This window comes from Mesorhizobium sp. M0491 (assembly GCF_040321265.1).
In the GTDB taxonomy this organism is placed as follows: Bacteria; Pseudomonadota; Alphaproteobacteria; order Rhizobiales; family Rhizobiaceae; genus Mesorhizobium.
The window spans coordinates 37,196-53,871 of the sequence record NZ_JAMYRE010000035.1 but is presented as its reverse complement, the minus strand read 5'-3'; the positions used below and the strand labels follow the sequence as shown (position 1 = coordinate 53,871).

Genomic DNA, 16,676 nt, shown 5'->3' with positions numbered 1-16,676 from the left:
CCGCCCGGACCTTGGCTCAATCGCTCTAATCCCACGAAATCTCTCTCGTGTAGATACAAGGTGGCTCGGCGAAGCCGAGACGGAGAGGGGGACTGGCTCGACGGAGATCAAGTTTCAAGAAGTATCCGCCCTACGAAGCCCCCTCTCCGACCGCTTCGCGGCCACCTCTCCCCCGCGTTGCGAGGGCGAGGAACCCAGGTTCTGCAAGGCCGCGCTTTACGCCGTCCGCCACATCGGAATGATCGAGGCGGCCAGCACCAGCGCCAGCACGATGTTGAGCGCGCGCCATTGCCATTCGGTCTTGAGCAGCCGCGCCAGCACCATTCCGGCCACGCACCACAGCGACAGCGAGGCGGCCGCCGCGAGGCCGAAAGTGGCGCCGAGCAGCAGCGCGAGCTGCATCGGCCCGCTGGCCAGCGCCGCGAACGAGGCCGCGGCGCCCAGCCCCATCGCCCAGCCCTTCGGGTTCATCCATTGAATGCCGGCGCCGCCGAGAAAGCTGTTCGGCCTGGCCATGCTCACATCCAGATTGGGCGGTCCGCTGCGGCCGATCTTGATCGCCAGCCAGAGGAGATAGAGCGAGCCGATGACCTTCATGGCCAGTTGCAGCGAAGGCATGGCAAGCAGCAGACCGGCGAGCCCGGCGGCGGCGGCACCCGTCACCGTGGCGAGGCCGGCGGCGCTGCCGACCAGCAGAGGCACGGAACGGCGAAACCCGAACTGGGCGCCGGACGCCGTAGACAGGGTTGTGGCGATGCCGGGCGTGGTGGTGGCGACGATGGCAAACAGGATGAGCGGGAGAATGGGCTCGAGCATGCGGCGTCCTCTGTCAGGGCTGCGATCGTAGCTGCGCGCGAACTTCAGTAAATGCAATGTTTGCCATGGTCGGCATTAGGATGGATAATGCCAGCCATGATCCGAAATCTCGACATGGCGCTGATCCGCACCTTCATCACCGTCGCCGACAAGGCCAGCATGACGGCGGCGGCCAATGCGCTGCACCTGACGCAAGGTGCTGTCAGCCAGCAGGTCAAGCGGCTGGAGGAGGCGCTCGGCTCCAGCCTCTTCGAGCGCGACCGGCGCGGCTTGCGGCTGACGCGCGCCGGTGAACAGCTGTTCGGCAGGGGCAAGCGGTTGCTGGCCTTGAATGACGAGATCTGGGCGGAGATGGCTGGGACACCGGTGGCCGGCCAGGTGCGGCTCGGCGTGCCCTACGACCTTGTCGGCACCTTGCTGGCGCCGGTGCTGAAGACCTATGCCGAGACCTATCCGCAGGTTGAGATATCGCTGGTCTGCGCCTCGTCGCCGGAATTGGCTGCTGCCCTTGCGGCCGGGACCATCGACCTTGCGGTGATCGAGGAACGCGTCGGCCCGTCGGCGGGCGAGTGCCTTGCCATCGACCGGCTGGTCTGGGTCGGCGCCAAGGGCGGCGTTGCCCGCGCCAAGCGGCCGCTGCCGGTGTCGATCGTCGCCGACACCTGCGCCTTCCGCCCGGCGGTGCTGGCGGCGCTCGGTGAGCATGGGCTGGAGTGGCGCACCGTGTTCGAAAACGGCAACATCGACGCGACGACGGCGACGGTGCGCTCCGACCTCGCCGTCACCGCCTGGCTAGCCTCCACGGTTCCGGCGGATCTCGACATATTGCCACCGGAGTCCGGCCTGCCGCCACTGCCGAATTTTGCCATCAACCTGCATCTGCCGAGGCATGGGGTAGGGCCGGCGGCGCAGGAATTCGCACGCCATATCCGCGATGGGCTGGCACGACGGCCGGTGGCGGCTTGAGAGACTTCTCAGAACTTGGGTTCCTCTACCCCGTCGATCGGGGGAGAGGAAAGGGTGCAAAGGCCGTCCTGCTACTTCCAGTTCTTGCGCCGTTCGAGCTCGGCGTCGGACGGCTCCCCTGTGACAAACGACCCAACCTTGATCTCGCCTGATCGTTCGTAGGTCGCCATGATGACGCCGGTGCTGGTTGCCTGCGACTTGATGAGCTTGAAGGCGGCCGGCATCGCGCTGTCGCCGAACAGCCGCTTGCCCTTGCCCAGCAATAGCGGGAAGATCATCAGCCGAATTTCGTCGATCAGCCCGTTGGCGAGCAAGGTCTGGATCAGATCGCCAGATCCCTGGATGAGCAGGTCCGGCCCATCCTCCTGCTTGAGGCGGCGCAACGTCGCGATGATATCGGGTCCGAGCGCTTGCGTGTTCTGCCAGGTGAGGGTGTCAGGCCGATGCGTCGCCACATATTTGGTCGCGGGGTTGAAGGCATCGGCGATCGGATCTTTCTGATACGGCCAGTAGGCGGCGAAGATGTCGTAGGTTCTGCGGCCGAGCAGCAGGGCGAAAGGCTTGGAGAACAGTTCATCCATCGCCGCGGCCCCCGCCTCGTCAAAGTAATGGAAGGTCCAGCCGCCGAACTTGAAGCCGCCGGCCGGATCCTCTTCCGGGCCGCCGGGTGCCTGCATGACGCCGTCAAGGCTGACGAATGTCGCAGAGATGATCTTTCTCATTCCAATGCTCCCGTTCTTCGATCCACGCCGTCGTGGCCGGACTTCAGCCCAAGGACGGGCGACGAGCCACCGGTCCGACAGGACATATGAAATTTTGGCAAACCGCCGTCATTTGCGAGGTCCGGCTTCGAGATTTTCCGACGAGAACCAGACATCGCCCGATATGGCGGTGGCCGTGTCGTCCGGCGCCTTATCCTGCACCAGCCAGATCGAGCGGCTGCGCGCGGCCTGCTCGCGGGTGGGGGGCCTCGACGCTGAGTCTGCGAGCGAGGCGCCGACACAGGGAATGAACCACGATCGCATGAACGGATCGCAGGCGAAGCCTTTTTGCGTGCGGATCACCATCACCGCCAGTGGGACGCGCTCGGCCGGGCGCCAGGGGAAGATCATGCGGCCGCCAGGCCGCAGCGCCTTCAGCCACCCTGCTGGTGGCGCTGCGACCCCGGCATTGACGTAGATGATGTCGGATGGCGGCAGGGGGGCGTCGTCACCGCATCGCCATGGACGACCGTTGCATTGCCATATGCTTCGAGATTTTTGCGCGCCAGATCGGCTAGTTTTTCGTCGAGTTCGAAGCCGGTGACGGTGCCACCTGGTAAAACCAGCCTGGCCAGCACGGCGGAGTAGTAGCCGGTGCCGGCGCCGATATGAGTGACGGCCTCACCAGGTTTAGGCGCAAGCTTTCCGATCCACATGGCATGCAGGAAGGGCTCGCCATTGTTGATGCCCTTGTCGTCGTCGAGCGTCACCAGCACGTTCTGGTAGACATGGGCCGGGTCGGCGCTCGGCGTCGTGACCTTGCCGTTGCCGGCGACGACCGTCCACGGCCCGGGACCGAGAAACGCTTCGCGCGGCACCTCGGCGAAAGCCGCTTCCAGGCGTGGGTCGGGCGAGCCGGCATTGGCGGCCAGCAGCCGCGCGTAGAATTTCCTGATGTCTTCGATCCGGGCCATGCTGCGGGACAACATAGCGCGGATTGCCGATTTGTCGCGAAACTACCCTTTGCGCAGAGGGTAGTCGATTTCCCGGCGAGGCGGAGCTTAGCCGATCCCGAACATGGTGTCGTAGAGCAGCTTGAAGTTGAGCCCCAGGATGACTGCGGCGACTACCCAGGCAAGGGCGGCGACGCCGCGCGGAATGGCGAGATTGCCCATCTTCTTCTTGTCGGAGACGAACTGCACCAGCGGGACGACCGCGAAGGGCAACTGCATCGACAGGATCACCTGGCTGAATACCAGCAACTGGCCGGTGCCCTTTTCGCCATAGAGCGCGGTGACGACCACCACCGGGATGATGGCGAGGCCGCGCGTCAGCAGTCGGCGTGCCCAGTTGGGGATGCGCAGGCGCAGAAAGCCTTCCATGATGATCTGGCCAGCAAGCGTCGCCGTCACCGTGGAGTTGAGGCCGGAAGCCAGCAGCGCCACCGCGAACAGGATCGAGGCGATGCCGAGGCCGAGCAGCGGCGACAGCAGCTCGAAGGCTTGGCCGATCTCGGCAACGTCTTGATGGCCGGTGTTATGGAAGGCGACCGCCGACACGATGAGGATCGAGGCGTTGACGAACAGCGCCAGCATCAGGGCGATGGTCGAGTCCGTCGTTGCCCATTTGATGGCATCGCGCTTGCCCTTGTCGGTGCGCTCATAGGCACGGGTCTGCACGATCGAGGAGTGCAGATAGAGATTGTGCGGCATGACGGTGGCGCCGATGATGCCGATGGCGATGTAGAGCATCGCCGGATTGGTGACGATTTCCGACGACGGCACGAACATGGCATGCAGGATCGAGCCGGCCGGCGGGGCGGCGACGAAGATCTGGATGGCGAAGCAGCTGAAGATGATGATCAAAAGCGCGATGACGAAGGCTTCGAGATAGCGGAAGCCCTTGTTCATCAACAGCAGCACGAGGAAGGCATCGAGCGCCGTCAGCATGGCGCCGCCGATCAGCGGAATGCCGAACAGAAGTTGCAGCGCGATCGCCGTGCCGATGACTTCGGCCAGATCGCAGGCGATGATGGCCAGTTCGCAGGCGATCCACAGCACGAAATTGACTGGACGGGGATAGTAGGCGCGGCAGGCCTGGGCGAGGTCGCGGCCGGTGGCGATGCCGAGCCGTGCCGCCAGCGCCTGCAAAAGGATCGCCATCAGGTTGGACAGCATGATGATGAACAGCAGCGTGTAGCCGAACTGCGCGCCGCCGGCGAGATCCGTCGCCCAGTTGCCCGGGTCCATATAGCCGACCGAGACCATGTAGCCGGGACCCATGAAGGCGAACAGGCGACGGAACCAGACGCCCGAGTTCGGCACGGCGATGGAGGAATTGACTTCGCGCAGGCTGGGCTGCTCGTCCTCGTCGGGCCTGGCGAACCGCCATGAGGAACGGGAGGCTGTGGCTTCGGCTTCAGACATGAAGGAGGGCTTTCCGCGAGACTGGACGATGTTGCCTCAAGCTATGCCATGGCTCAACATTATGCAATATGCTATATTTCATTGTCGTTGCTTTTAGGCGGCTGGCGGTCATCGGGTGAAACGGCAATCGGAAGCGCTGGTTGCACCTGTGGCGGAATGCAAATAAACGGCCTGAAGAATCAGAGCCCGTGCTATGAAAGCGTGGACGGGTGATAGCCTCGGGAGGAGCGCGTATTGGCGCCGAAGAACAGACCAGTCCCGCGTGAGCCGCTGCTCGACGCCGAAATTCATTCGGAGGGATTCCGGCAGCAGCGCGAAGCGCGCCGCAGCGCGCTGGTCGAGGATTATGTTGAGCTGATCGCCGATCTGATCGAGGACGGCAACGAGGCGCGCCAGGTCGACATCGCCGCACGCCTTGGCGTCGCCCAGCCGACGGTGGCCAAGATGCTGACCAGGCTGTGCGCCGACGGGCTGGTGTCGCGAAAGCCCTATCGCGGCGTTTTCCTGACCGATGCCGGCCGCAAGGTCGCCGAGGAGAGCCGCATCCGCCACCAGACGGTGGAAGCCTTTTTGCGCTCGCTCGGTGTCAGCGCCGAGACGGCGCGCATCGACGCCGAGGGCATCGAGCACCATGTCAGCGCCGAGACGCTGGAAGCCTTCCGCAAGGCCATGACAGCAGTGCGCTGAGCTTCCGCCTGGATTTCCCCAGCCACCGGAACCCTCGCACGCTGAGCACGTTGGGTCTGACATCCGCGCAAGGCGAGCGGCAAGGGAGGAAGCGATGGGCGTTGAACAGGCACCGACCGCAAAGGGCAAGCAGGCTGCCGAGGGACTGAAACAGGCAGCGGCCAGGGATGAGCGCAAGACCGAAGCGGAGACCGGCCATCCGTTGAAAAAGGGCGCGGCTCGTTTCGAGGAACGTTCGAAGAGCTCCGACGGCAAGAGCGCCGGCGCCAAGCAGGAAGATTAGACGTCTGTCAGGTTGACGTCAGCTGTTCTGGGCGAACGCCGTCTGCCGGAACGTGGTGGCGGCGCTTTCAACAAACCGTTCCCTCACTCGCGGACGTCCTGCACCCAGCTGCGCGGGTGGCCGTCGACGCGGAACTGGAAGATGAAATAGGGCGGAATGCAGGTGCCTTTGCCAGCTTTCGCTTCCGCCAGATCGTCATAGCCTGCGGTGCAGATGTAGTCCTCGCGGCAGGGATGCGCCTTGTCGCAGGCTCGTAGGCCGGCGGTCTTGGTAAATTCCTTCGTGCAGAATTTGTGGTCCTTGCCCGACGCGATGCAGTCGTTGAAGCCGGTCTTGGCCAGACGCCCGCACGTTGCTTCGTCGGGAAGCTTGTCGCAGCTTGCCTTGCGCAGCATGCCACCGGGAAAGCCGCCGGTCTTCTGCTGCGGATTGTCGTAGCGCTGGCGCGCGGCGCCATAGCCGGCGAGTTTGACCAGCGGCTTCTTGTCCTTCGCGGAGTCGATGGCGCAGGCCTTGGCGGTGGCCGGCGACAGGCGGCAATACTGGTCGCTGCCCCAGCTCGACATCTTGATCTCGCCGAACTCGACGGGGTCGCCGACCACCGTGCCTGCTTCGCTGACGCAGGTGCCGAAGCCTGGATGGAAGGCGCTTTCGTGGACACCGGCGCAGCGCAGGCCCGCACCGCAGCTCCAGTCCTTGAAACTTGCATCCTCGCCGCGATAGCAGATCGAGCCCCAGCCATTGTAGAGGTCGGTGTCTTTCAGCGCCTCGGCATATCTGGCGTCCGGACGGGCGGCGAAGCTGCGCGTAAAGTCTAGCTGACTGCCGGCGGCGAACTGCTCGACGATGGCGCGGCGGCGCGGCAGGTCGGCGAAGAACACGGCCGAGCCCGGCACGAAGACGGCGTTGCGGCGCGGCTCGCTCACCGGATCTGCGCCGGTGTAGTGGAAACCGGCAATGCCACGCGTCTGATGGCAGCCGGTGCAGCTCATCTCGTTGAGCCGCAAGTTGAAGCCGGCCACCGACTTGATGGTCGAGAGTGTGTTGCCCCTGGCGATATAGTTCTTCAGCGCCTTGTCGATGTCCGCGTCGTCGACCAGCCCGTAGACGATGTTGTTCTGCGACCGGCTGAGACCGCCGGGGGCGACGGAGACGGCGCTCCTGGCCAGGAACTTTTCGTCGATCACCAGCCGACCATGGTCGAGGTCGTAGATGTTGCGGTCGGTGAGCAGCCATTTGGCGAAGGACGGCTTGTCGGCCAGCACAATGGCGCGGTCGATCTGGTTTTCCATCTTCGCTTCATAGAAGCTGGACGCAGCCGGATCCCATTTGAAGATCTTCAGGAGATATTCGGCATGGCCGCCGAAATCGCGCCGCGTCGAGGCCGACAGCCTGAGCACCTGCATGTTGAGTTCGAGCCGCATGATCTGCGACGAATTCAGCATGGTGCCTGACAGCGGCCCTTCGTCGGAGCGCAGCCAGGCGGCAAGCTGGTCGGGTGGCAGGTCTTTTTTTCCAGCTGCCAGCCAGCGCTGGGCAACATCGGCGCAGGACACGTCAGTGGCGCTTGGCAGGTCCTTCGAGGCGCGCGCTTGTGCCTGCCTGGGTTTGGCGTTGAACACCAGGCTCATGGTCAGCGGCAGGCGCGAGGAAATGCGCTGGCCCGCCTTTCCCTTCACAGGCTTTTCCGCGACCGAATAGTGGAAACGGTAGATCAGCCGGATCTCGCCGCATTCGGTGTGGCCGAGATAGCCGCGGTCCATGCGGTTGACGACGCCGGTCAGGTCCAGCGTCGAGCCGTCGTCATCGATGTATTTCGGATTGAATTTCTGGCTGGTGTCCTTCGACTTCGCCATGGCAGCAACATAGGGGTCGGGGCTGGTCTTCGGCTCGTCGGCTATCTGCCGCTTGACTGTGTCGCGCACCGTGGCCAGCGCCGGCACCGAAAACAGGCCGCGATTGTCGACCTCGCGGGTGAGGCCGAGTGCCGGGCCCAGCAGGCGGCTGATCGACAGGCCACCACGCTCCAGCGCCTGCAAGGTGGCGGGATCGGTGACGGCAACGCTGGAATCGAGCGTGGCGGCACGGGCGGATCCGATGCCGAAACAAGTCAATGCCGTCAGCAACAGCAGGAATTGGCCGATCGTCCGCAAGCGCCCCTCGCTTCCCAGAGAAACGGACATTAACGGTCTTCGATAGTCTCGGCCATGGGGACGATTGCAACGCCGAGCCGCTCGCCGCAACGAACTTGGCCGCAAGGCGACCCGTATGGCCAAAAAGGCCATCGAAAAATGCTGTGACTTGGCGCAACCATTGGGATAATTGTTTGTTGCCCCGGAACAACGGGGAAGTTGCTGCACGAGGAGTTGCCATGCTCTGGAAGGGCCGTCGTCAGAGTGACAATATCGAGGACGACCGCAGCGACAGCGGCGGTGGCGGACTCGGCGGCGGCGGTGGCCAGTTCCGCATTCCGATCGGCGGCCGCACCGGTGGCGGCGGCAGCATCTTCCTCGTCATCCTGGTGGTGCTGGCCGGATGGTATTTCGGCTTCGATCCGTCGACGATCCTGGGTGGCGGCGACGGCGGCCTGCTGCCGGGCGGCGGCGGCCAGATCACCGACAACAGCGGACAGGACAACGGTGCCACACCGGCCAATGACGAGATGAAGCAGTTCGTGGCCACCGTGCTGGCCGAGACCGAGGACACCTGGTCCGGCATCTTCAAATCTCAGGGCCTAACCTACGAGGATCCGAAACTGGTGCTGTTTTCCGGCCAGGTCCGTTCGGCCTGCGGCTTTGCCTCCGCGGCGGCCGGACCGTTCTATTGTCCCGGCGACCACAAGGTCTATCTCGACATGACCTTCTTCCAGCAGCTCGACCAGCAGTTCGGCGCCTCGGGCGAATTCGCCCGCGCCTATGTGATTGCGCATGAGGTCGGCCACCACGTGCAGAACCTGACCGGCATCATGTCCAAGTTCAACCAGATGCGGCAAAGCATGGGCGAGGTCGAAGCCAACCAGATGTCGGTGCGAATCGAGCTTCAGGCCGACTGCTTTGCCGGCGTGTGGGCGCATTACACCGGGCAGAAAGGCATATTGGAGCAGGGCGACATCGAGAGCGCACTGAACGCCGCCAAGCAGATCGGCGACGACACGCTGCAGAAGAAGACGCAAGGCTATGTTGTGCCGGAAAGCTTCAACCACGGCACCTCGCAGCAGCGGCAGACCTGGCTGGCGCGTGGTTACAAGAGCGGCAAGCTGTCGGAGTGCAACACGCTGAGTGGGCCGATCTGACAGACCGTTTTCGAGCTTCACCTGCCGGCGATGCTGCCGTCAGGGGGTGTCAGGATGAATAGAATCAGCCTGTTCCCACATTGTTCCTTGCGGCGGGCTCGCCTATAAGTGCGTCCGCCTGCGCCTGAGGGCGAGCAGAGGAGCTTGATCCTGCATGATCGACCCTAAAACCGCCAGACGGGGCCTTGCGCTCGTCTTCACCACGCTGCTGCTCGACATTATCGGCTTCGGCATGATCATGCCGGTGCTGCCGGCCTATCTCAGGGAATTGACCGGGGTCAGCATCAGCGGCGCGGCGATCGAAGGCGGCTGGCTGTTCTTCGTCTATGCGGCGATGCAGTTCGTCTTCGCGCCGATCATGGGCGGCTTGAGCGACCGGTTCGGGCGGCGGCCGATCCTGCTCGCATCGGTGCTGACCTTCTCCATCGACAATCTGATCTGCGCGGTCGCCTGGTCCTACCCGATGCTGTTCATCGGGCGTGTGCTGGCCGGCATTTCAGGCGCCAGCTATTCGACGACTTCAGCCTTCATCGCCGATATTTCGAACGATGAGAACCGGGCAAAGAATTTCGGCCTGCTCGGTATCGCGTTTGGCGTCGGCTTCGTCATCGGGCCGGTTCTGGGCGGGCTGCTCGGTACGTTCGGGCCGCGCGTGCCGTTCTATTTCGCCGCCGGGCTCGCCTTCGTGAATTTCCTCATTGCGTTGTTTTTCCTCCCGGAAACGCTCGATGACAAGCATCGCCGCCGCTTCGAGTGGAAACGCGCCAACCCGGTCGGCACGCTGCTCCAGATGCGCCAATATCAAGGCATCGGCTGGATTGGGCTTGTCTTCTTCCTGATGACGCTCGGGCACATGATGTATCCGGCGGTCTGGTCGTTCGTCTCCAGCTATCGCTATGGCTGGAGCGAGCAGCAGATCGGCTTCTCGCTCGGCGCCTTCGGCCTGTGCGGTGCGATCGTCATGGCGACGGTGCTGCCGCGCGTGATCCCGAGGCTTGGCGAGTGGAAGACGGCGGTCATCGGCCTGACATTCACGGCAGCCAGCGCCTTCGGCTACGCCTTCGCGTCGCAAGGCTGGATGATCTATGCGGTGATCGTCGTCGGCTGCCTGGAAGCGCTGGCCGATCCGCCGCTGAGGAGCCTCGCCGCCGCCAAGGTGCCGCCTTCGGCGCAGGGCGAGTTGCAGGGCGCGATGACCTCGATCTTCTCGATCACCTCGATCATCACGCCGCTGCTCTATACGGCGATCTTTTCCTGGTTCACCGGGCCAAGCGCGCCGGTGACCTTCGGCGGTGCGCCCTATCTGGTGGGCGCATGTTTTCTGACGCTGGCGGTCATCGTCTTCGTCACCAAGGTGGCGAGGCCCGCGGCGCGCGCAAATGTCACCGCCGGCGTCGCCGAAGATGGAGCGCAGGTGTGAGTCACAGCCGCATTGCGCTGACTCGGGACGGACTGTCGCTGTCGCGGTTGGTCTTCGGCGCCTCGCGTCTGCTCGACAGCGCCGCCCGCCCGGATGCCGATCAGGTCGCACGGCTGATCGGCACCGCCGTCGATCTCGGCCTGACCAGCTTCGATCATGCCGACATCTATGGGAACTACGAGGTGGAAGCGGCCTTCGGTGCGGGATTGGCGCGCTGGGAAGGCAAGCGCGACAGCATCGAGCTGATCTCGAAATGCGATATCCTGCTGAAGTCGCCAAACCGGCCGGACAACCGGCTGAAGCACTACGATACCGGTGGCGGCCATATTGTTGCGTCGGTGGAGCGGTCGCTTGCCAATCTCGGCACCGACTATATCGACCTGTTGCTGCTGCACCGGCCCGACCCGCTGACGGATGCCGACGAGACGGCGGCAGCTCTTGCCAAGCTGGTCACATCTGGCAAGGTGAGGGCGGTCGGCGTCTCCAACTTCACGCCGCCGCAGTTCGATCTGCTGGCCTCACGGTTGCCGTTCGCCCTCGCCACCAACCAGATCGAAATGTCGGTGCTGAAAACGGCCGCATTGACCGACGGCAGCCTGGACCACGCGCAGCGCCTTGCCTATGCGCCGATGATCTGGTCGCCGCTCGGGGGCGGCTCGCTGTTCACCGGCAAGGAGGGGCGCGAGGCGCGGGTGCGGGCAGCGCTTGCTGCGGTGGCCGCCGAGATCGGAGCCGGCGATCTGGCTGCCGTCGCGATCGCCTGGCTATTGCGCCATCCGGCCCGATTGGTGCCGGTGCTGGGTTCGATGAAGCCGGAACGGCTGGCCGCCATGGTCAAGGCGTTGGAGATCAGCCTCGACCGCCAGCAATGGTTCGCCATCCTGGAAGCCAGCGAAGGCCGGCCGGTGACGTAGGACGAGATACTAGAGTCTTTGTTTGACGCAATTCCCGGACGGAAAACCGTTTCACACTTTTCCCGGGATTGCTCTAGGTTTCGATCCATTCGCCGGGGATATCCAGCGTCTTTGCCAGCATGGCACTGGTCTGCGGCGATGGTTTGCGACGATTGGATTCGAGGTCGGACAGGAAACCCTGGCTGACACCAATAGCAGTCGCCAAATCGGCTTGGGTCAGGTTGCGCCAATTGCGCAGCGCCTTGAGCCGGCTCGAGCCCCGCAGGATATCCATGGTCACGGCAGCGGGCAGGGGCTTTTCCGTTTTGAGCTCGGCCTTCCGTTCATCGTAGATCGCCACATCCGCAGCATCCATGGCTTCTTCAGCGGCATGCAGCAATGCCTCGTAGTCGGCCCTCGGGATGACGACCAGTTCTTCGCCGGTTGAGGTCTTGATGATTTGCGGGGCGTTCATGATGATGTCCTGTCCTATGGCCTGCTATAGGTCGTCGTTTCACGCTTGCCGATGTAGATCGCGAGAATCGTGGTGCGGTCTTCGTCGAATATGACGCGGTAGCGGCCGATACGCAGTCTATAACCGTTCCGGCCGGCAAGACGCTTTACATCTCCACGACCGCTGACGGCGTAAGTGATCAAACCTTCGGAAACCTGCTCGCGGACATCCGCCGGCAGGTTATCGAGATCGCGAGCCGCCGATACTGAAAGGATGATCGTCTTCACAACAAATAATATCGCACATTTATCGCTTTGCGTTAAGCGATATTATAGCTAACAGCCGATCCTCAAAGGATCAGGCCCGTTCGGCCAGCAATTCCTCGCCGCGCTTTTCGCGGATCAAATTGACGAAGCGGCGGAACAGGTAGTGCGAATCCTGCGGGCCGGGGGAGGCTTCGGGGTGATGCTGGACCGAGAACACCGGCCGGCCGGTCAGCGTGATGCCGCAGTTCGAACCATCGAACAGCGAGACGTGGGTTTCCTCGACGCCCGATGGCAGCGAGTCGGCATCGACGGCAAAGCCGTGGTTCATCGAGACGATCTCGACCTTGCCGGTGGTGTGGTCCTTGACCGGATGGTTGGCGCCGTGATGGCCCTGGTGCATCTTGGCGGTCTTGCCGCCCAGCGCCAGTGCCAGCATCTGGTGGCCGAGGCAGATGCCGAACACCGGGATGTCGGTCTTCAACAGATCCCGGATGACCGGCACGGCATAGTCACCGGTGGCTTCCGGGTCGCCGGGGCCATTGGAGAGAAAAATGCCGTCCGGCTGCATGGCAAGGATTTGTTCGGCGCCGGTCTTGGCCGGCACCACCGTGACCTTGGCGCCGAGGCCGGCGAGCAGGCGCAAGATGTTGCGTTTGACGCCATAATCGATGGCGACGACGTGCATTGTCGGTTCGGTCTGCTCGCCAAAGCCTTCGTTCCACACCCAGAGCGTCTCGCGCCAGACCGAGGACTGGCCCGACGTGACTTCCTTGGCGAGGTCAAGCCCGATCAGCCCCGACCATGCGGCGGCGCGGCGCTTCAGATCGTCGAGGTCGAACACGCCATCGGGCGCATGCGCGATGACGGCGTTGGGCATGCCCCTTTCACGGATCAGCGCGGTGAGCGCGCGGGTGTCGATGCCCGAAAGGGCGACGATGCCGCGCTTCTTCAGCCATTGGTCGAGACCAGCGCCGGCGCGGTAGTTGGACGGGTCGGTGACATCGGCCTTGAACACGGCGCCAACGGCGCCGGCGCGGGCGGCCGGATTGAGATCCTCGATGTCCTCGTCATTGGTGCCGATGTTGCCGATATGCGGGAAGGTGAAGGTGACGATCTGGCCGGCATAGGAAGGGTCAGTGAGGATTTCCTGGTAGCCGGTCAGCGCCGTGTTGAAGCAGACTTCGGCGACGGCGGAGCCGGTGGCGCCGAGGCCGCGACCTTCGATGACGGTGCCGTCGGCCAGCACCAGAAGGGCGGTCGGCTTTTCAGTGGTCCAGGCGGGCGTCGAGGCGGCGGTCATCTCGGCCATGGCGGCACTCCTATCGGGCTGCCCGCTGCAACCGGCCCGGCGGGCCATCTGCGCGGCAAACGGCGCGAAGCGGCGATTTTCGCGGCCTCCACGCAGTCAAATTTCCGTTCATGCAAGGCCCAGTACATAGGGGAAGGGGGCAGAGCGGTCAATGATCATGCGAAATGCCGCCATGTTTTATTTCGCCTAGCAAAATCAGTGGCTTGCCCCGGCATATCAGGGTTTGCCTTGGCTCGCCCCCGGCGCTATTGTCCGCGCCGATCGAAGGAGAATGTACCATGCGCGGCAAAATCGCCGAATCCCTGAAGAGCGCGATGAAGGCGCAGGACAAGCACCGGCTGCCGACATTGCGGCTGATCCAAGCGGCCATTCACGACCGCGACATCGCCAATCGCGGTTCGGGCAAGGAGCCGGCCAGCGATGAGGAGATCCTGCAGATCCTGGCCAAGATGGTGAAGCAGCGCGAGGAATCGGCCAAAGCCTTCGACGACGGCAAACGGCCGGAACTCGCCGCGCAGGAGCGCGGCGAGATGGAGATCATCCGCACCTTCCTGCCGACGCAGTTGGACGATGCGGCGGTGACGGCTGCGGCGCGCGAGGCGATCGCCGCGACCAGTGCGGCCAGCCAGAAGGACATGGGCAAGGTGATTGCCGCACTGAAGCAGAAATATGCCGGCCAGATGGATTTCGGCAAGGCGAGCGGCATCGTCAAGGGTCTGCTGCAGTAGGGTGCTGCTCATCTCGTCGCTTGGGTGGCCGACCGGGCGCTCCCGGAACCCAGATCCGTCCGGAAGTCCAGGAGTTGGAACTCGGATACCGTTGAGATGTTTATCCGTCATGCAATTGGAGAGATGTCATGACTGAGAACGAAACCCGCTATGAAACCGGTGCGACGAAATATCCGGCAAAGACCGATGCCGACGCTTCCGATGAATTCTCCCAGGATGCGGCCGCCAACAAGAAGCCCGCCGGCGGCATCGGGCTCACCCGCCGGGTGGGCGAAGTGGAAGACCGAACCCGCCAGTCGGACGGACAAAACCCGCCAAGGCAAGGCACGCCGAGCGCCGCAACCGAAAAGACGTCCGGGGCCGGCCCCGCTATCGCGGAGCGTTCAAAGGACGCCAAGGCTCCGAAGAGCGGCCGCCAGCCTGGAGCGTATGTCAAGAAGTGATCGCTGGACGGGACCCGAGGTCCTAGCATTGCACGGCCGGTCATTAACGACCGATTTACACTTGCGCCTTTCGCGACTGGTTGGTCGGTATCTGTCCGGGCCTCCTCGGCTACAATGCACGGCCCAATGCCGGCGCTTCCTGCTGGATATGATCCCACAGCCGGTTGGCGATCGGCCCATGCGGCCGGTCGCGGCGCCGCGCCACCACCAGTTCGTCGGTGCGGCCAGGCAGATGGCGGCCGGCAATGGATTGCAGGCGCCCGTCATGCAGTTCTTCCTCGATCAGGAAGCGGGGCAGGTGGCCCCAGCCAAGGCCCTGCAGGATTATCTCCTTCTTCATGCCCTGGTCGGCGACGAGGCATTGCGGCGCGCCTTCGATCAGCGAATAGTTTTGTTGTGGCGAATGGCGGGCGCTGTCGCGCATGACGCATTGGGTGAGTGCCTGCATCTGGTCCGGGGTGATCGGCTGCTCGATACGCTCGGGCAGAAAGCCCGGCGCCACCACGGGAATGAAGGACACCTTGCACAGATCGACCCATTCCACCCGCGCATCGCCCTTGTCGACCCAGTGCAGGATCAGATCGGCTTCGTCATCGAATAGACGCTCCCATGGGCCGCCGACCGCTTCGAAATGCAGATGCAGGCGGGTGCCGGGGCACTGTGCGAAGAACCGCCCGAGCATGCCCAGCACATGCGGGCGCGGGCACAGATCGCCTATCACCACGTGGATCTCACTTTCCTCACCCATCGCCAACTGGGCGGCATGGACGCGCAAACCGTCCAGCTCGCGCAGCAGCGATAGCGCTCGGCGGTGGAACGACAGCCCTGCCTCGGTCGCACGCACGCGATAGCCGCTGCGGTCCAGGAGGCAAAGGTCGAGCTGTCGCTCCAGCTTGGCGACGGCAGCGAACACCGCCGGATGCGAGCGATGCAGCACGGCCGCCGCAGGCTGAAAGCCGCCGGTGCGAATCACCGCATCGAAGCATTGAAGGTCGTGGAGAGTAAATTCGGTCATGTCGGTTTTTATTACAAAGATTGTCCCATCTTTGTAATATCAACAAAATTATCCCTCGGCTACGTTTGGCCTCATTCAAACGTTCCAGAAGGAATTTTCATCATGAACAAGCTGAATTTCGTCACGACGGGCGACGGCACGCGCATCGCCTACCGCTTCGACGGCGAGGCAAGCAAGCCGGTGCTGGTGCTATCGAATTCCATCGGCACCACGCTGCACATGTGGGACAGGCAGGTTGGCGAGTTGTCGAAGCATTTCCGTATCCTGCGCTACGATTTTCGCGGCCATGGCGGATCGAGCGTTCCTGTCGGCGCCTACTCGCTCGACCGGCTTGGCCGCGACGTCATCGAACTGCTCGACGCGCTCGACCTGCAACGCGTACATTTCCTTGGCCTGTCGCTTGGCGGGTTCGTCGCGCAGTGGCTCGGCATCCACGCGCCCGAGCGGATCGACCGGCTGATCCTGAGCAACACCTCGTCTCATCTCTCGCCGGCAAGCTATTTCGACGAGCGGATTGCCGCGGTGCGGCAGGCACCGGACATGTCGGAAACCGCCGAGACGTTCCTGAGCAACTGGTTCCCCGCGTCGATGGTTGCCGCCAACGAGCCCGTGGTCGAAGAGTTTCGCACCATGCTGCTGGCTATCGACCGGCAAGGCCTGGCGGGCCTGTTCGCGGCGGTTCGCGACGCCGATCTTCGCCGTACCGTAGCACTGATACCGCGACCGACGCTGGTGATCGCCGGTCGGCACGACACGGTGACAGCAGCCAGCCACGGCGAGATGATTGCCGCGGCGGTGCCCGGCGCGAAGCTGGTCGTGCTGCCCGCGGTCCATCTGTCGAACATTGAGTATCCGGCAGAGTTCATCCAGGCTGTGGTCGATTTCCTGCGCTGAGCTGGAGCGCGACGGAAAGGCGTCCGGCGCCAGTCCGGTGGTCGCCGAACGTTCGAAGGAGGCCATGGTTCAGAAGAGGGGCG

General features: G+C 63.7%; 17 protein-coding genes and 1 pseudogene. 9 read left to right on the top strand and 9 right to left on the bottom strand.

The window, feature by feature from the left end; all coding sequences use genetic code 11:
• Window positions 1–216: 216 nt before the first annotated feature.
• Window positions 217–816, bottom strand: a complete 600-nt coding sequence (locus tag NKI69_RS31265) for a LysE family translocator (protein WP_023809698.1) — start codon at window positions 814–816, stop codon at window positions 217–219.
• A gap of 96 nt (window positions 817–912) precedes the next feature.
• Between NKI69_RS31265 and NKI69_RS31260 the strand changes: the two genes are divergently transcribed.
• Window positions 913–1,782 (top strand): LysR family transcriptional regulator, encoded by an 870-nt coding sequence (locus tag NKI69_RS31260; RefSeq protein WP_023809697.1) that lies wholly within the window; start codon window positions 913–915, stop codon window positions 1,780–1,782.
• A 71-nt stretch (window positions 1,783–1,853) separates the two neighbouring features.
• On the opposite strand, the gene NKI69_RS31255 is transcribed toward NKI69_RS31260, so the two are convergent.
• The 3 genes and pseudogenes from NKI69_RS31255 to NKI69_RS31245 all read right to left on the bottom strand — a co-directional run bounded on the left by NKI69_RS31255 (window position 1,854) and on the right by NKI69_RS31245 (window position 4,909).
• Window positions 1,854–2,504 carry a dihydrofolate reductase family protein gene (locus tag NKI69_RS31255; protein WP_352723232.1) on the bottom strand — a complete coding sequence of 217 codons (651 nt, stop codon included), beginning with the start codon at window positions 2,502–2,504 and terminating at the stop codon, window positions 1,854–1,856.
• A 108-nt stretch (window positions 2,505–2,612) separates the two neighbouring features.
• Window positions 2,613–3,457: pseudogene (locus NKI69_RS31250) on the bottom strand (protein-L-isoaspartate O-methyltransferase family protein).
• Between the two features lie 87 nt (window positions 3,458–3,544).
• A complete protein-coding gene (locus NKI69_RS31245) occupies window positions 3,545–4,909 on the bottom strand; it encodes an Nramp family divalent metal transporter (protein ID WP_352440440.1) in 1,365 nt (454 codons plus the stop codon).
• A 234-nt stretch (window positions 4,910–5,143) separates the two neighbouring features.
• On the opposite strand from NKI69_RS31245, the gene mntR reads away from it, so the two are divergent.
• Together mntR and NKI69_RS31235 are read left to right on the top strand one after the other, a co-directional pair.
• Window positions 5,144–5,596: a manganese-binding transcriptional regulator MntR gene (gene mntR / locus NKI69_RS31240; protein WP_352440441.1), complete on the top strand. Its 453-nt coding sequence runs from the start codon at window positions 5,144–5,146 to the stop codon at window positions 5,594–5,596.
• A gap of 94 nt (window positions 5,597–5,690) precedes the next feature.
• Window positions 5,691–5,879, top strand: a complete 189-nt coding sequence (locus NKI69_RS31235; RefSeq protein ID WP_352440442.1) for a hypothetical protein — start codon at window positions 5,691–5,693, stop codon at window positions 5,877–5,879.
• An 83-nt stretch (window positions 5,880–5,962) separates the two neighbouring features.
• On the opposite strand, the gene NKI69_RS31230 is transcribed toward NKI69_RS31235, so the two are convergent.
• Entirely contained in the window at window positions 5,963–8,062 is a 2,100-nt protein-coding gene (locus NKI69_RS31230) for a hypothetical protein (RefSeq protein ID WP_031212682.1), read from the bottom strand.
• A 188-nt stretch (window positions 8,063–8,250) separates the two neighbouring features.
• On the opposite strand from NKI69_RS31230, the gene ypfJ reads away from it, so the two are divergent.
• The 3 genes from ypfJ (at window position 8,251) to NKI69_RS31215 (ending at window position 11,505) form a co-directional block, all read left to right on the top strand.
• A complete protein-coding gene (gene ypfJ / locus NKI69_RS31225; protein WP_023809690.1) occupies window positions 8,251–9,171 on the top strand; it encodes a KPN_02809 family neutral zinc metallopeptidase in 921 nt (306 codons plus the stop codon).
• A 154-nt stretch (window positions 9,172–9,325) separates the two neighbouring features.
• Window positions 9,326–10,591 carry a TCR/Tet family MFS transporter gene (locus tag NKI69_RS31220; RefSeq protein ID WP_352677289.1) on the top strand — a complete coding sequence of 422 codons (1,266 nt, stop codon included), beginning with the start codon at window positions 9,326–9,328 and terminating at the stop codon, window positions 10,589–10,591.
• On the top strand, window positions 10,588–11,505 hold the full coding sequence (locus NKI69_RS31215) for an aldo/keto reductase (RefSeq protein ID WP_352723231.1): 918 nt from the start codon (window positions 10,588–10,590) through the stop codon (window positions 11,503–11,505). The genes NKI69_RS31220 and NKI69_RS31215 overlap by 4 nt, the downstream gene beginning before the upstream one ends.
• A gap of 73 nt (window positions 11,506–11,578) precedes the next feature.
• On the opposite strand, the gene NKI69_RS31210 is transcribed toward NKI69_RS31215, so the two are convergent.
• The 3 genes from NKI69_RS31210 to carA all read right to left on the bottom strand — a co-directional run bounded on the left by NKI69_RS31210 (window position 11,579) and on the right by carA (window position 13,513).
• On the bottom strand, window positions 11,579–11,959 hold the full coding sequence (locus tag NKI69_RS31210; RefSeq protein ID WP_023809687.1) for a helix-turn-helix domain-containing protein: 381 nt from the start codon (window positions 11,957–11,959) through the stop codon (window positions 11,579–11,581).
• Window positions 11,960–11,973: 14 nt separating this feature from the next.
• Window positions 11,974–12,225, bottom strand: coding sequence for a type II toxin-antitoxin system RelE family toxin (locus NKI69_RS31205; protein WP_023809686.1), 252 nt, complete (start codon window positions 12,223–12,225; stop codon window positions 11,974–11,976).
• A gap of 70 nt (window positions 12,226–12,295) precedes the next feature.
• Entirely contained in the window at window positions 12,296–13,513 is a 1,218-nt protein-coding gene (gene carA, locus NKI69_RS31200) for a glutamine-hydrolyzing carbamoyl-phosphate synthase small subunit (protein WP_352723230.1), read from the bottom strand.
• Window positions 13,514–13,791: 278 nt separating this feature from the next.
• On the opposite strand from carA, the gene NKI69_RS31195 reads away from it, so the two are divergent.
• Entirely contained in the window at window positions 13,792–14,241 is a 450-nt protein-coding gene (locus NKI69_RS31195; RefSeq protein WP_023809684.1) for a GatB/YqeY domain-containing protein, read from the top strand.
• A 128-nt stretch (window positions 14,242–14,369) separates the two neighbouring features.
• Window positions 14,370–14,684: a hypothetical protein gene (locus tag NKI69_RS31190; protein ID WP_352555724.1), complete on the top strand. Its 315-nt coding sequence runs from the start codon at window positions 14,370–14,372 to the stop codon at window positions 14,682–14,684.
• Window positions 14,685–14,793: 109 nt separating this feature from the next.
• Here the strand turns inward: NKI69_RS31190 and NKI69_RS31185 are convergent, their stop codons facing one another.
• Entirely contained in the window at window positions 14,794–15,699 is a 906-nt protein-coding gene (locus tag NKI69_RS31185) for a LysR family transcriptional regulator (RefSeq protein WP_352723229.1), read from the bottom strand.
• Between the two features lie 102 nt (window positions 15,700–15,801).
• Here NKI69_RS31185 and pcaD point away from each other — a divergent pair, with 102 nt between their 5' ends.
• Window positions 15,802–16,593, top strand: coding sequence for a 3-oxoadipate enol-lactonase (gene pcaD, locus NKI69_RS31180; protein ID WP_023809681.1), 792 nt, complete (start codon window positions 15,802–15,804; stop codon window positions 16,591–16,593).
• Window positions 16,594–16,676 lie beyond the last annotated feature (83 nt).